The 15,444-nt window shown below is 51.9% G+C and carries 14 protein-coding genes; 1 reads left to right on the forward strand and 13 read right to left on the reverse strand.

The genetic code is table 11. The features are described from left to right. Positions 1-2 precede the first annotated feature (2 nt). Entirely contained in the window at positions 3-1,364 is a 1,362-nt protein-coding gene (locus tag BLV20_RS09530; RefSeq protein WP_175540164.1) for a polysaccharide deacetylase family protein, read from the reverse strand. A gap of 273 nt (positions 1,365-1,637) precedes the next feature. Here BLV20_RS09530 and BLV20_RS30900 point away from each other — a divergent pair, with 273 nt between their 5' ends. Next, positions 1,638-2,051, forward strand: coding sequence for a hypothetical protein (locus BLV20_RS30900; RefSeq protein ID WP_139192691.1), 414 nt, complete (start codon positions 1,638-1,640; stop codon positions 2,049-2,051). On the opposite strand, the gene BLV20_RS09535 is transcribed toward BLV20_RS30900, so the two are convergent. The 12 genes from BLV20_RS09535 to hisC form a co-directional block, all read right to left on the reverse strand. Beyond that, entirely contained in the window at positions 2,028-3,119 is a 1,092-nt protein-coding gene (locus BLV20_RS09535) for a DegT/DnrJ/EryC1/StrS family aminotransferase (RefSeq protein WP_092300218.1), read from the reverse strand. The two genes, BLV20_RS30900 and BLV20_RS09535, sit on opposite strands and share 24 nt — an antisense overlap. Then, the gene (wbpD, locus tag BLV20_RS09540) at positions 3,112-3,702 is read right to left on the reverse strand and encodes a UDP-2-acetamido-3-amino-2,3-dideoxy-D-glucuronate N-acetyltransferase (protein WP_092300221.1); all 591 of its coding nucleotides are present in this window, start codon (positions 3,700-3,702) and stop codon (positions 3,112-3,114) included. Before wbpD ends, BLV20_RS09535 begins: the two co-directional genes overlap by 8 nt. Before the next feature lie 421 nt (positions 3,703-4,123). Next, positions 4,124-5,074, reverse strand: coding sequence for a UDP-N-acetyl-2-amino-2-deoxy-D-glucuronate oxidase (gene wbpB, locus BLV20_RS09545; protein ID WP_092300224.1), 951 nt, complete (start codon positions 5,072-5,074; stop codon positions 4,124-4,126). An 80-nt stretch (positions 5,075-5,154) separates the two neighbouring features. Continuing rightward, positions 5,155-6,468, reverse strand: a complete 1,314-nt coding sequence (gene wbpA, locus BLV20_RS09550) for a UDP-N-acetyl-D-glucosamine 6-dehydrogenase (protein WP_092300227.1) — start codon at positions 6,466-6,468, stop codon at positions 5,155-5,157. A gap of 675 nt (positions 6,469-7,143) precedes the next feature. Then, a complete protein-coding gene (locus tag BLV20_RS09555; protein WP_092300230.1) occupies positions 7,144-8,175 on the reverse strand; it encodes an LPS O-antigen chain length determinant protein WzzB in 1,032 nt (343 codons plus the stop codon). A gap of 202 nt (positions 8,176-8,377) precedes the next feature. Continuing rightward, the gene (locus BLV20_RS09560) at positions 8,378-8,623 is read right to left on the reverse strand and encodes a lipopolysaccharide assembly protein LapA domain-containing protein (protein ID WP_092300233.1); all 246 of its coding nucleotides are present in this window, start codon (positions 8,621-8,623) and stop codon (positions 8,378-8,380) included. Further along, positions 8,620-8,922, reverse strand: a complete 303-nt coding sequence (gene ihfB, locus BLV20_RS09565) for an integration host factor subunit beta (protein WP_092300236.1) — start codon at positions 8,920-8,922, stop codon at positions 8,620-8,622. Before ihfB ends, BLV20_RS09560 begins: the two co-directional genes overlap by 4 nt. 184 nt (positions 8,923-9,106) lie before the next feature. Next, complete coding sequence (locus tag BLV20_RS31695; RefSeq protein ID WP_092300239.1) at positions 9,107-9,388, reverse strand: hypothetical protein; 282 nt, start codon at positions 9,386-9,388, stop codon at positions 9,107-9,109. 202 nt (positions 9,389-9,590) lie between these two features. Then, positions 9,591-11,285, reverse strand: a complete 1,695-nt coding sequence (rpsA, locus tag BLV20_RS09575) for a 30S ribosomal protein S1 (RefSeq protein WP_007931318.1) — start codon at positions 11,283-11,285, stop codon at positions 9,591-9,593. A 121-nt stretch (positions 11,286-11,406) separates the two neighbouring features. Next, positions 11,407-12,096 (reverse strand): (d)CMP kinase, encoded by a 690-nt coding sequence (cmk, locus tag BLV20_RS09580; protein ID WP_007931317.1) that lies wholly within the window; start codon positions 12,094-12,096, stop codon positions 11,407-11,409. Beyond that, a complete protein-coding gene (locus BLV20_RS09585) occupies positions 12,093-14,300 on the reverse strand; it encodes a bifunctional prephenate dehydrogenase/3-phosphoshikimate 1-carboxyvinyltransferase (protein WP_092300242.1) in 2,208 nt (735 codons plus the stop codon). The genes cmk and BLV20_RS09585 overlap by 4 nt, the downstream gene beginning before the upstream one ends. Positions 14,301-14,328: 28 nt before the next feature. Then, positions 14,329-15,441: a histidinol-phosphate transaminase gene (gene hisC / locus BLV20_RS09590; RefSeq protein ID WP_092300245.1), complete on the reverse strand. Its 1,113-nt coding sequence runs from the start codon at positions 15,439-15,441 to the stop codon at positions 14,329-14,331. Positions 15,442-15,444 lie beyond the last annotated feature (3 nt).

A 15,444-nucleotide genomic window follows, 5' to 3' on the forward strand; every position in this document is an offset into this window, starting at 1 on the left:
ATTCACCCCAAAATATCCGAATAAAAAGAACGTTCCTGCGACTTCATAAAGTTTGAGTTATGCCATAGCAACGTGAACACCCCTCCAACTGAACGACAGGCGTCTTTAAATCGCTCAACCATCTCTTTTGCCTCTTGGCCAGTACCAAGATCAAGGTAAGAGGAGCTGATCAGCGTTACATCCATGACAATCAAAGGACGGATGCGCAAATCTAATGCACGCTGGGCCACCGGATCAAATCCTTGATACTCATGACAGGTACCACACCGAAAGCCTGGAAGCTCGGCGTAACCAAGCGTGCTGTCGTAGGTCATGCCCGCCCCCTCCCAAGCCGCTAATGTTACTGGCTGACTCCAGCGTAAGTAATGCATACGCCCTCCCCAGCCACCTTGCACAATACCCTCTTCAGCACAAACCTTACGTAAGCGTTCAGCTTCATTTTTTAAGGCATCACCACAAAGGTAGGTATTGTAACTGGGGTGTAAACCTATTTCATGGCCACGAGCATGAATAGTACGAAGCAGATCGCGTATCGCTGGATGTTCAAGCTCATAATCGGCATCCTTCAAAGGATCCGTGCGACCACAAATAAAATAAAATGCGCTCACGATGCCATGACGCTCGGACTGATCCATGATCCAATTAAATGTGTTAGACGGATCGAAACGACTTAAACGCTGCCCACTCGTTAATTTCACGATAGGCGCCCGAATCGCACTCACAATGTCGGCACGCTTGAGGAGATCACCACCAACTGCCCGTATCAACCGTTTTGCAGAACGAAATGCATAGCGACTGGGCTCGTCCACATCGTGTGAAACCTTGATCGAAAAGAGATGCTTCTCAAGAGTGAGTTGCGGCCATTGACGCCCGATAACCTGCCCCAAGACAGCCAGCCATTCGTCCACCAGCGGACGATCAAGATACCCCCACTTATGCGCATGCGAGCATCGAGCGGGAAACCGATTATGCTCATCGAGATCCTGGCGCCCTACTTCTTCACAACGGGCCAGCATCCAATATGTAAAACCCAGCACATCATAATGAATACGATAACCTGAACTCACCTGCTCCAATAATGGAACAGGCAACACCTCAACCCCCGGAACAGCTAACGTGTCCAAATAGACAGGAGCCCACCCTTCACTCCTCGGGTCCCAGGTAGCACAAGGTAAGTCAGAGTCACTGCGATTGAACGTTACTGAATCCAGGCAAAAATCGATGCCCCCCTGCTGCTCATTAAATTCGAGACGAATGCATTGGGGACCAACCAAGGAAAGCCGAGCGGTTTGACCAAAACGCTCACTGAGAATCCCTTGCATCCAATTGAGCGTCGCCTCATTGGGCCAACCTGAGCACTCCATCAATCCTCACCTCTGAGATCCTGAAGAAAAAAGTAAAGCTTGAGGAGTTTCGAGGGTGTTCGCGTAATGGAAAAGCAAGGAATCTGAACCGCTCCAAACCCTCGAATAAAGTACTCTACTGATTCCAACATCGACCCTCCGAAATCAAAGCGATTGGTAACTCCCGAAGCCTCCCACATACATAGGCTTGTTGCTCCGCTGCTGCGTAACTCAGGATCACCTCCCCCCAAGATAGTAGATGCTGTTTTCATCCCAAACGATGTAGAGACCTGCATGATGACGGCCTTCCGGATCTTCCGCGATGAAAACTTTTCGAGAGTTACGAGCGGCACAGGCCTTGCAAATACGCTTGACAAGCTCCTCCAGGCAAGGCACCTGCATGCCTTGACGCTTAAACACAAAATTATTCAGCGAGAGGAAATCCTCCAAGGAGGGGTCGTCTCTGATTTAGACATCATGATGGCGAGCTCATATCGACCAGTAGCTAACAGAGCTAAAACTGAAAAAATTGCCAAATACAATGCAAATACGCCAAATTCATCTAGCCTGTATAGACTTATCAATATCGGACCGATAGCAACGGGAATCGCCTGGGCAAGGGCCATTCCCGCCATCAATGTAATGACACTCCGTAAAAAGAACCTTTCGACATGTGTCTGGAAATCACCCGTGATCTTCCATAAATGACGCAACTATTTGCTCTTGATGCTCAACCGTTAAGTAGGGGTGCATCGGAAGACTGACCACTCGCTCGGCAACATTATCACCAATCGGCAAACTAACAGAATCATCGGCGACAGCAGGCTGGCGGTTGAGTGGAATAGGGTAGTGAACAGCCGTTGGAATACCCTTCCCTTTTAGCTTTTGCTGAAATTGATCACGATCTTCAACACAAAGAGTGTACTGAGCAAACACGCTCATGTTGTAAGACTCAACAAAGGGTATGACGCCAACACTAGAGCCCTGCAATAAGCGACTGTACGTTTCCGCCACCGTTTGGCGTCGTAGGATTTCGTCCTCAAAAACATCAAGCTTTGGCAACAAAATTGCCGCTTGCAACGTATCCAAACGGCTATTCACACCTACTCTGACGTGATGATAACGACGATCCTGACCATGTCGCGCTATTTGCCGCATAACCTTGGCCAACTCTTCATCATTGGTGAACAGCGCACCGCCATCGCCATAGCACCCCAGCGGCTTACTCGGGAAAAAACTTGTGCAGGAAATAGTTGTCACGTTACATGAACGACGCCCTTTGTAGGTCGCACCAAAACTCTGCGCAGCGTCTTCAATAACAGGAATACCATGACGAGCAGCTATGGTATTAATTGCGTCGTAGTCCGCACACTGCCCATACAGCGACACTGGAATGATTGCTTTGGTCTTCGGTGTAATTGCCGCCTCAAGCAAACAAGGATCCAAATTGTATGTACGAGAATCGATATCTACATAGACCGGTTTTGCACCTAACAATGCAACTGTTTCTGCCGTTGCAATATAGGTAAATCCCGGCGTGATGACCTCATCACCCGGCCCAATGCCCAGCGCCATCTGAGCAATCTGCAATGCGTCAGTTCCGTTCGCGCAGGTAATACAATATTTTGCACCGACGAAGGCTGCCAGCCGCTCTTCCAGTTCAGTTACTTCTGGACCAAGAATGTATTGGCCATGGGCCAGCACCCGCTGGATAGCCGCGTCGATTTTGTCTTTGATCCGAATTTGCTGGGTTTTGAGGTCAATAAACTCAATCACAATCGATGTCCATTTTTGTTATACGGTTACCGGTGAGCACATAACGCGCACCTGTATGGATACATACTGCCTGAGCCTCCCCCTGCAGAGGGAGTTCAAGCTGCTCGCCGAACTCGCTCATCCAACCAATCTGACGAGCAGGCACTCCCACCATCAAGGCATAGTCCGGGACAGACTTGTTAACCACCGCACCTGCACCTATAAAAGAAAAGGCACCTATAGTCACACCGCAGACGATAGTGCAGTTAGCCCCCAAGGTTGCCCCTGTCTTTACTAGAGTATCGCGATATTCGTTCTTACGCTCGACTAAAGAGCGGGGATTATAAACATTGGTGAAAACCATGCTAGGGCCACAAAAAACGCCGTCTTCCAACGTTACATTGTCGTACACAGAAACATTATTCTGAATTTTGCAGTTATCACCGATAACAACCTTATTACCCACAAAGGTATTTTGTCCTAATGACACACTTTTACCAATCCTGGCGCCAGCACACACATGGACAAAGTGCCAAATCCTGGTTGCCTCCCCAATCTGCGCTCCGGGATCGACAATTGCAGAAGGATGTTGATAGTACGACATGTTAGCCCCTGAATACTCAATGGGTTGACCGTGAGTTGATGAGCATGGAAGCAGCAAGGCTACTGCGGAGGACACACGCTCAACTGTCTAGAACGCTGGACATCTTTACAGTTCAGCTCCATCATCACAAAGAGAGCATGAGTACAGAAACATCATTTCTAAAAACTCAATAAAGCTCCCCATTGACGACTACTGAGAAAGCCTGCTACTGCCAAATACTTCCACAACTACAGCCCCTACAACCATCAAAAAAACCGAAAGATAAACCTAGAAAAACAACCCTAAAAACATCAACCAGCGCTAGTAAGATCAGAAAAAATATTTTTACATTTTTTCTCAACACAAAAACAACAATTCCAAGCAACTATTATCGAAAACACTGCGGGGCACTAAAAAAGCCACCCCCGCTTGATTGAATTGTTTAACTAATTAGACCTGCAAGCGCGGGGTGACCTTCATCATTCGAAGGAGTGATTATTCGTGAAGAGCGAATAACATCAACTGTTTCAACACAGTGCCGCGCATCTTCTAACCCATATCCTCTACCAGCCAAAATCTCCTTGTAGCTGGTGGTATGCAAGTCAGTAAAACCTTCAGAAAATTCCATTTCTTCACCGCCTACGGTGATTGAGCGATAAGTTGGCTTCTTACCTTTCACCGATGCAGGAAGATCGTTGGCATCAATAGACAAAAACCAACGCACCCGCGCCTTTTCATACTCCAAGTAACCAGCCGCTTTATAGTCGCTGGAAAAATGCACAACATTGCGCTGCAACTTTCCAAATATAAAGTGAAGCATATCGTAAAAATGAACACCAATATTAGTTGCGACGCCAAACGACTTACGGGGATCCCCTTTCCAGCTCTCCATATACCACTTACCTCGCGAAGTGATATAGGTAAGTTCAACATCATATTTCTGCGCTCTATTCTCTCGCGCCACCTTGGCTTTAAGATCAAGGATAGCCTGGTGATGTCTCAATTGCAGGATATTGAAAACACGCGAACCAGTTTCTCTCTCAACAACTGCGAGCTCATCAAGAATCGACACGCTCGGCACCAGTGGCTTTTCACAAATGACATCGCAACCAAGGCGCAAGCCTGCAGAAATATGAGCATGGTGCAAATAGTTCGGGGAGCAGACAGCAATATAATCAAGTGAAGTTTGTTGATCGCGCTTTAGACGAAATGCATGCTCCTGAAAACGCTCAAACTCAGTAAAAAATTCACTATCCGGGGATATACTATCAATAATACCTACAGAATCATTGATATCATAAGCTGAAACCAATACATTGCCAGTGTCCTTGATCGCACGCATATGGCGTGGAGCGATGTATCCGGCGGCACCGATCAGTGCGAATTTTTTCATAAAGCAAGATTCCTTTTGAAGGACAGCCCCCAACCAAGCTCTTGAAAAATGGCCGGAGCTGAAATCTCGATAAATATATATCAAGCCTTGATAATATGAGCAGCAGCAGTGCGATATTTACCTCTGCTATCGACAATCAGACGCGCAGAGGCTCTGATCAACTCATAGTCAAACTTATCGTGATCCGTGGCTAAGACTACTGCATCGTAAGAAGCGATATTCTCCGCAGTCAGCGCCTCACTGCTAAGAGTGAAGTGATGTTCACGCATGGTCGGAAATACTGGAACATGCGGATCACTATAAGCAATACAACTGCCTTTGGCTTCTAGCAACTCCATGATTTCTACAGAAGGTGACTCGCGCATATCGTCAACATTCTTCTTATAGGCAATGCCCAGCACCAAGATCTTACTACCCTTCAATGCCTTGCCATGCTCATTCAGCCCATCCACAAGCTTACTAACAACATACTCGGGCATAGCTTGGTTGACCTCACCAGAAAGCTCAATAAACCGGGTATGCAGTCCATACTCACGTGCTTTCCAGGTCAGATAAAATGGGTCAATTGGAATGCAGTGCCCGCCCAACCCAGGCCCCGGATAATAGGCAGTAAAACCAAACGGCTTGGTCGCAGCCGCATCCACAACCTCAAAAATATCAATACCCATGCGGTCAGCGACAATTTTCATCTCGTTAACCAAACCAATATTAACTGCCCGATGAATATTTTCGAGGAGCTTGGTCATCTCGGCAGCTTTCGTTGAGCTTACTGATATGACCTTATCAATTGCCTGCTCGTACAGAGCAACACCAACTTCCAGACACTCTGGGGTATCACCACCAATAACTTTAGGGATTGTACGTGTTTCAAAATCAGGATTTCCAGGATCTTCACGCTCAGGCGAATATACCAAGAATATATCCTTACCGACAATCAGCCCACCTTCCTGAACACGCGGAAGAAGCTCTTCCTCAGTAGTTCCCGGATACGTCGTACTTTCCAGCGAAATTACCTGACCGGCACGCAAATAAGGCTTAATCGCATCCGTTGTATTGATAACGAAGCTCATGTCCGGCTCACGATACTTGTTCAACGGCGTCGGCACACAAAGAATCAGCGCATCACATTCCGATACACGACTAAAATCAACAGTTGCTTCGAAACCGCTCTTGCAGGCGTGGGCAATCTTACTTGATGGAATATGCTCAATGTAGCTCTCGCCTGAATTGAGCTTACTTACCTTGTGACTGTCGATATCAATACCGAGCACACGAAAGCCAATAGCATTGTAACGAAGCATCAAAGGCAGCCCCACATAACCGAGACCTACAATCCCAATCAATGCCTCTTTACTTTTGAACTTGGCGACACTGGCCTGTTTCTGCAGGTGCATCAGTAATACTCCGACTCAAGAAAGGTAAAAACTTGTTTAAATGATAAATTCCGGACCGCTCCAAGTAACCCAGGTAACTGATTCCCACCCGCTCCTAGCTACACGAACACAAGTCAAGCCAGCGCCCCTCCCAAAAACCTGAGAGTCTCGCTCGGACCAAGGCACCTTTACGACCAGCGGTAGACTCACTCATCATCACCGGCCACCTCATTTCCGGCAAGCAGACCAACAAAGGCTATCGAATGACTTACCTGATGCGCCCACAGACCTCTACCACCTCGCTACAGCAGAACGCGTATGCGAAAATTATAACCAGAAATCAGGTTATTCCTGAATGCCAAACGAGAATTAATCGAGGATTCCCGCCAGTCTCGTGCTGCAAATACGCAAATGTAACGGCTAAACGTAAGCCTATACAGACTCGAGGCCGGTCTAATTCGCAAAAAATGAGTTGAGACGTCCAAAATTACGCTGCGCGCCGCATTTTCCAATGCCGCACGCAAGGGAATGTGAATCGACCAAATCATTTGTACTCTCTATGCTATTGCATCCTTAGCTTGAATCATAACGTTTTATGCTATGTCATCAGATGCGACTTAGTGGCACCTCAGCCATCAGCAAACCACCTTGAATTTTCAAAACCGCCACCGCTCCTTACCCCCTTCCCCGCTCAGGTCATGCCCTGCGAAATGAAATCCGCAGCAGCGCAATACTAAAACCAGCAATGACACCCAAAAGAAGACCTATCAATACGATCATCTCTTTTTGAGGCTTAACAGGCCTATCGGATGGCTTTATGACACCATCCATACGATACACCTCAACATCGCGAGGGCTGAACTCTGTTAGCGACATGTAAAAATGGTAACGGGCTTCGTGCTCTCTCAAGGAGTCTGTAAATGGATCTTGAGATGCTCGCTTCTCAAGATTAGCAATCTCAGCCCTTAGCGCCCTAGCCCCTCGCATATAGAGCTCCTGCCCCACTCCTTCTTTTTGCATTTCAATCAGAATTCCGCCCGTTACAGCAGGTGAGACCTCCAACCCGATCTTATCTGCAACAGTAAGAGCTTCACGCAACCGAGCAATGGAGTCTTCTCGCTTTTTTTCGGAACTTTCACGTAGTACTGAAATTTGCTGCCCAACATCTCGAGCACGCACTTCAGCCTCTCGATTAATATTTTTTAATATTTCCATTTTGGCAGATTTGGCCGCTCCGACCACATACTCCCTCAACCAAAGCGCGATCTTGTCCGGATCAGCACCTTGAATGGCGACCTGATAACGATCAGCCCCTCGAGAAGACACTGTCAATGCTTTTACAAGGTCGGCATACAACGCCTCCTCTGAGCGCTTCTGCTCTCCACCGCCCAACCCCGGCAAATATACCTCATTAAAAAAAGCTCGCAACCGAGACTCAGATTGCAACTCAACAAGAAATACAGAGTAAATATCTTTCACCGTAAAAGCAGATAATCCCGTCTCACTAATTCGGCCATAATTAAAGTTCGCAATTTCATTTTGAGTTGGCGGAATCACATAGACCTTTGACTCATATACCGGCGCCACCAGCAAGGCATAACATAAAGCGATCAAAGTTGCGACAGCCGCAATACTAAAAATCAACCACCTCTGCAGCCACAAACCATCAAACAGCGCCCGCAGATCCACCTCATCACTACCCACAGGCGAACTCGAATTACTCAACATAACGATTGGTTCCGTTCAAATTATAGGCTTTTTCATCTTTTCATTAGCTACAACAACCACAGCAAAAACGTAAAGAACATCAGTTACTGCCTACCCCTGTGAAACAATTTCAACTTAATATCATACAAATGTAATTCACCACTTAAGATCCATATAAAATAAGAATCCGACACACGAAACTTACATTAACACTTAACACAACTCATCCAGCGACAGACTTTCGCCCGAGCAGAACACCGCATAGCGGTCCAACAATCATTCCGACAAGCAAGGAGACGGTAACGAACACAGAAGCGGGCAACGGAGGTGTCGACCATACAGCGAATGACAGAGTAACTTCTTGCTGGTTTTCAAGAATAAAAAGTAAATACGTCAATGCAACCAATAGCGCCACTACAACTAAGACCACACGCTTAAAGCCCCCCCTCCTCTTGATTAAGAGTTTCATACCCTTTCTCCATCCCCCTCATCCTCATTAACCCGATCTCTTAGCTCTTTGCCAGGCTTGAAGTGAGGTACAAATTTACCATCGAGACTGACAGATTGACCGGTCTTCGGATTGCGACCTACCCGCGGCGCACGATAGTGCAGGGAAAAGCTACCAAACCCTCGAATCTCAATGCGATCTCCGGTTGCCAGGCACTGGGACATTTGCTCAAGCATAGTCTTGATGGCCAGCTCCACATCCTTGGATGAGAGCAGCCCTTGATGGGTGACAATTCGTTCGATCAACTCCGACTTCGTCATATTTTTCCCTTCTTTTTCAAGCAGCTAGGTAAGCGCTTCAAAGGTTTTAGCACGGCCGGGGGATTTTGAACAGCCCAAGCATTGACTTATCTCCCACCTTGCGAAAACGCCATAAACGAAGGCATTCGACAACACCTAAAACGAAAAACCCTGCAGCAATTTGATCTTCCACCACGCCATTCTACTAGTGGCATATGACAAGCATGGTCCGTGTAAGGTACCCCGCAGGATTCCAGCCAAAGGGATAGTCACCCTCTTCGTCCTTGGCATCACTGGACCTGGTGATGACCTTGTAGCCATTCCCCTTGCATTCGCGTTCAGCACGCTTGTAGCACCTGCCCCATCCAGCGCCAAGACCGGAGCAATCAATCTCAATACCGCTAACTCCACGGACTGCATGGACCTTAGCATTGGCCGCACAGCCGACCAGGATTAGAACTGCAAAAACCACAATGAGATTTTTCATCTACTTCCTTATATCGGGCCATCGCCCATCATCATTCAGCTTAAACAAGCCTAGCCCTGATTAGGTTATTGATCCGCCTAGGAAAATAGACACCCGAATGACTCTATTGGTTTCCCCCGCTTGATAGGTACAAGCCAAAACCTAAATCGCAAGCACAAAAAAGGGCGACCGAAGTCGCCCTTTTTCTATGGTCTGACAGAACTTAGTTCTGCTTTTCCATCTGTGCACGCAGCAGGTCGCCCAGAGTGGTAGGACCAGCAGCGATATCCGAAGCAGCTGGCTTGTCGCGCAGGCTCTGGATAGCTTCTTTCTCGTCTTCAACGTCTTTCGACTTGATCGAGAGCTGGATTACACGGCTCTTACGGTCAACGCTGATGATCTTGGCTTCTACTTCTTCGCCTTCTTTCAGAACGTTACGAGCATCTTCGATGCGGTCACGGCTGATTTCGGAGGCTTTCAGAGTCGCTTCGATATCGTTGGCCAGGGTGATGATGGCGCCTTTGGCGTCAACTTCTTTTACAACACCCTTAACGATTGCACCCTTGTCGTTCTCTTGAACGTACTCGGAGAACGGATCGCTTTCCAGTTGCTTGATACCCAGGGAGATGCGCTCGCGCTCCGGGTCAACCGACAGGATAACGGTGTCCAGCTCGTCGCCCTTCTTGAAGCGGCGCACGGCTTCTTCGCCCACTTCGTTCCAGGAGATGTCGGACAGGTGAACCAAACCGTCGATGCCACCGTCCAGACCAATGAAGATACCGAAATCGGTGATCGACTTGATGGTGCCGGAGATTTTATCGCCCTTGTTGAACTGGCCAGAGAAATCTTCCCATGGGTTAGATTTGCACTGCTTGATGCCCAGGGAGATACGACGACGCTCTTCGTCGATGTCCAGAACCATAACTTCCACTTCGTCGCCGACTTGTACGACTTTCGAAGGATGGATGTTCTTGTTGGTCCAGTCCATTTCCGAAACGTGCACCAGACCTTCAACGCCTTCTTCCAGCTCAGCGAAGCAGCCGTAGTCGGTCAGATTGGTTACACGAGCGGTAACGCGAGTGCTTTCTGGGTAACGAGCTTTGATAGCAACCCACGGATCTTCGCCCAGTTGCTTCAGGCCCAGGGAAACACGATTGCGCTCGCGATCGTACTTCAGAACCTTGACATCGATCTCGTCGCCAACGTTGACGATTTCGGAAGGATGCTTGATACGCTTCCAAGCCATGTCGGTGATGTGCAGCAGGCCATCGACGCCACCCAGATCGACGAATGCGCCGTAATCGGTGAGGTTTTTGACGATACCTTTGACTTGCTGACCTTCCTGCAGGGATTCCAGCAGAGCTTCACGCTCAGCGGAGTTCTCGGCTTCGAGGACGCTACGGCGGGAAACGACAACGTTGTTGCGCTTCTGGTCGAGTTTGATGACTTTAAACTCGAGCTCTTTGCCTTCCAGGTGCGTGGTGTCGCGCACTGGACGGACGTCAACCAGAGAACCTGGCAGGAACGCACGGATGCCGTTAACGTCGACAGTGAAGCCGCCTTTAACCTTACCGTTGATAACGCCCTTGACCACTTCTTCGGCTGCGAAGGCTGCTTCCAGAACGATCCAGCATTCAGCGCGCTTGGCTTTTTCACGGGACAGCTTGGTTTCACCAAAGCCGTCTTCAACCGAATCCAGAGCAACGTGAACTTCATCACCAACATTGATGGACAGTTCGCCAGCATCGTTGTAGAACTGCTCAAGCGGGATCAGCGCTTCAGACTTCAGACCAGCGTGAACGGTTACCCAACGCGCTTGGTAGTCGATGTCGACGATAACACCGGTGATGATGGAGCCTGCCTGAAGGTTCAGGGTTTTTAGGCTTTCTTCAAAGAGTTCCGCAAAGCTTTCGCTCATTTTAATTCCTGTTGATAAGGGCGAAGAATACGCCCATCTGCCACATCCCAGACAATGTGGGTTACGTTCATATAAAAGAAGGACCGCAGGACTATGACTGGTCCCCTGCGCTCCTCCTTGGTCACCCGGCGATATCGCGAATGGCGATTTCGCTCAAGATGCGTTCCAACACCTGCTCGATGGACAACTCCGTGGAATCCAGCTGTATAGCGTCAACCGCCGGTTTGAGCGGGGCGACTGCTCGCTGGGTGTCACGCTCATCGCGCGCACGAATCTCATCTAGCAGACTCGACAGACTAACACCATCGACTTTTCCCTTCAACTGCAAGTAGCGGCGACGCGCACGCTCCTCGGCACTTGCGGTGAGGAATATCTTCAGCGGCGCATCGGGAAATACCACTGTTCCCATATCGCGCCCATCGGCCACCAGCCCTGGCGGCTCCTGAAAAGCTCGTTGACGCTGCAACAGCGCATCGCGCACCGCTGGCAGCGCCGCGACCTGGGAGGCCCAGGCACCGACCTGCTCGTTGCGCAAGTCGTCGGTGACGTCATCGCCCTCCAGAATGATGCGTTGTGGATGACCTTCGGTCGCTCCGACGAACTGCACATCCAGATGAGCCGCCAATAGCTTCAGCGACTCCTCGTTGGTCAGGTCGACCCCATGATTGCGCGCAGCAAATGCCAACAGTCGATACAAGGCGCCGGAATCCAGCAGACACCACCCCAGGCGCTTGGCCAGAATCCCGGCGATAGTGCCTTTGCCCGAGCCACTTGGCCCGTCGATGGTGATGACTGGCGCCTTGATGTTCACGACTGAGCCTCTTGCGCAACACGAATACCGACCTGCGCGCACAACGCGAGGAAGTTCGGGAAAGACGTGGCCACGTTGGCGCAATCATGGATGCGGATGGGCGCATTGGCGCGCAACGACGCCACGCTGAAAGCCATGGCGATACGGTGGTCGCCGTGCCCATGCACTTCGCCGCCGCCGATCTGGCTGCCATCGATAATAATACCATCCGGAGTCGGCTCGCACTTGACACCCAAGGCCAGCAAGCCGTCGGCCATCACCTGGATGCGGTCGGACTCCTTGACCCGAAGTTCTTCGGCGCCACGCAGCACGGTGCGCCCTTCGGCGCAGGCCGCGGCAACGAACAACACCGGGAATTCGTCGATCGCCAGCGGCACCAGCTCTTCCGGAATCTCGATACCTTTGAGCTTCGCCGCGCGAACACGCAGATCCGCCACCGGCTCGCCACCGACCTCACGCTGGTTCTCCAGGCTGATATCAGCCCCCATCAAACGCAGGATGTCGATTACCCCGGTACGGGTCGGGTTGATGCCAACGTGCTCGAGCACCAACTCGGAACCTTCGGCGATCGATGCAGCTACCAGGAAGAAGGCTGCCGAGGAAATATCCGCAGGCACCTCGATATGGGTTGCCTTCAGCTTGCCACCAGACTCGACCGAGGCCGTGGCACCTTCGACCGCTACCGGATAACCGAAGCCACGCAGCATGCGCTCGGTGTGATCACGGGTTGGCGCAGGCTCAGTCACGGTGGTCTTGCCTTCGGCGTACAGGCCAGCCAACAGCAGGCAGGACTTAACCTGGGCACTGGCCATTGGCATGGTGTAGGTCAGGCCCTTGAGCTTGCTGCCACCGCGGATGGTCATCGGCGGACGCCCTTCCGCGGCGGTCTCGATGACTGCTCCCATCTCGCGCAGCGGGTTGGCCACGCGATTCATCGGGCGCTTGGACAGCGAAGCATCGCCCGTCAGCACGCTATCGAAGCTTTGCGCGGCCAACAGGCCGGACAGCAGACGCATCGAAGTGCCGGAGTTGCCCAGATAGATCGGCCCTGGAGCCGGCTTCAGGCCATGCAGGCCAACACCGTGGATGGTCACGCGACCATGGTGCGGCCCCTCGATCACCACGCCCATGTCACGGAAAGCCTGCAGCGTCGCCAGGGCGTCCTCGCCCTCGAGGAAGCCTTCGACTTCGGTAGTACCTTCAGCCAGGGAGCCGAGCATGATCGAACGGTGAGAAATCGACTTATCGCCTGGTACACGAATCCGCCCAGTCAGGCGGCCACCAGGATTTGCCAGGAAAATCAGGTTATTGGAGTTCATAGCGTCCACATAGGCCCGGCGGGCCAGGATTTTACTGAAATGCTCGCGAGCAACCCGGGCGCGAGTGAATACGCCCAACAACTGGTGCCCGTCCCCTGCATCGACCGCGTCGCGCAGAGCGTCGAGGTCGTTGCGAAATGTATCGAGTGTGCGCAGGACAGCTTCGCGATTGGCGAGGAAGATGTCGTGCCACATGACCGGGTCGCTACCGGCGATTCTCGTGAAATCGCGGAAACCGCCCGCAGCGTAACGGAAGATGTCCAGATTTTCACTGCGCTTGGCCAACGAATCGACCAGACCGAACGCCAGCAAGTGCGGCAGATGGCTGGTTGCCGCCAGCACTTCGTCATGACGCTCGACCTGCATGTGCTCGACATCGGCCCCCAGCTCTCGCCAGAGTTTATCAACCACCGCCAGCGCTGCCGGGTCAGTCTGTTCCAGCGGCGTCAGGATCACCTTGTGGCGGCGGAACAACTGGCCATTGGAGGCTTCCACCCCGCTTTGCTCGGAACCGGCGATCGGATGCCCTGGGACGAAGCGCGGCGGCATGCCGCCAAAAGCCTCGGTCGCCGCTCGCACCACATTGCCCTTGGCGCTACCGACATCGGTCAGAATCGCCTGCCCCAGATCCATGCCAGCCAGAATTGCCAGCAGCTTTTCCATGGCCAGAATCGGTACCGCCAGCTGAATCACGTCAGCGCCCTGGCATGCCAGCACCAGGTCTTCTTCGCAGCGATCCACTACGCCCAGTTCGACGGCCAGCTTGCGCGATTGCGGATCGAGATCCACACCGACGACCTCGCGGCATACGCCGCTTTCACGCAGCCCCTTGGCAAAGGAACCACCGATCAGCCCCAGGCCGACCACCACCAGGCGACCGATCATAGGCACCGCAGGTTGCACTGGAATGACATCAACCACGAGCCAGGACCTTGGCCAAAGCCTCGAGGAAACGGGTGTTTTCCGCTGGCAGGCCAATGGTGACGCGCAGATGATTCGGCATGCCGTAGTTAGCCACCGGACGCACGATCACCCCTTCGCGCAACAAGCCCTGGAACACCGGCGCGGCAACCTGCCCCAGATCCACGGCAATAAAGTTGCCCCTGGAAGGAATCCAGGCCAGGCCCAGCTCTCGGAAGCCGGCTTCCAGCTGCTGCATGCCCGCCTCGTTCAGGCGACGGCTTTCGGCCAGGTAATCGATATCCTGCAGCGCCGCGCATGCCGCCGCCAAGGCCAGGCTGTTAACGTTGAATGGCTGACGAACACGGTTGAGCACATCGGCGACCGTCGGCGTCGACAAGCCATAACCGACGCGCAGCGCCGCCAGGCCATAGGCCTTGGAAAAGGTTCGGGAAACCAGCAGGTTCGGATAGGCCGCCAGGAAATCCAGGCCATCAGGCAAGTCGCTGCCCTCGGCGTATTCGATGTAGGCCTCGTCCAGCACCACCAGTACATGCGCCGGCACATCCTGGAGGAACTCGTCCAGCGCCTCGGCACTGAACCAGGTACCGGTCGGATTGTTCGGGTTGGCGATAAAGATCACCCGGGTATCGGCATCGATGGCCTGCAGCATGGCCGGCAGGTCATGCCCCCAATCCTTGGCAGGAACTACACGGGCTTCGGCACCTACGGCCTGGGTAACGATCGGATACACGGCAAAGGCGTGCTCGCTGAACACCGCATTCAGCCCGGGCGCCAGGTAGGCACGGGCAACCAGCTCCAGAATGTCATTGGAACCATTGCCCAGGGTGACCTGCGCCAGATCGACGCCACAACGCTCGGCCAGCAAAGTCTTGAGTGCAAAACCATTGCCATCCGGATAGCGGGTCAGCTCGGCCAGTTCTTCGCGAATCGCCGCCAACGCCTTGGGGCTGGCGCCCAGCGGGTTTTCGTTACTCGCCAGCTTGACGATTTTCGCCGGATCGATATCCAGCTCGCGCGCCAGTTCGTCCACGGGCTTGCCCGGAACGTAAGGCGAAAGTTGTTGCACGCCCGGCTGTGCCAGAGCGAGGAAGTCGCCACTCATTGT

Origin of the sequence: Pseudomonas sp. NFIX28, from assembly GCF_900107395.1 — a bacterium.
In the GTDB taxonomy this organism is placed as follows: domain Bacteria; phylum Pseudomonadota; class Gammaproteobacteria; order Pseudomonadales; family Pseudomonadaceae; genus Aquipseudomonas.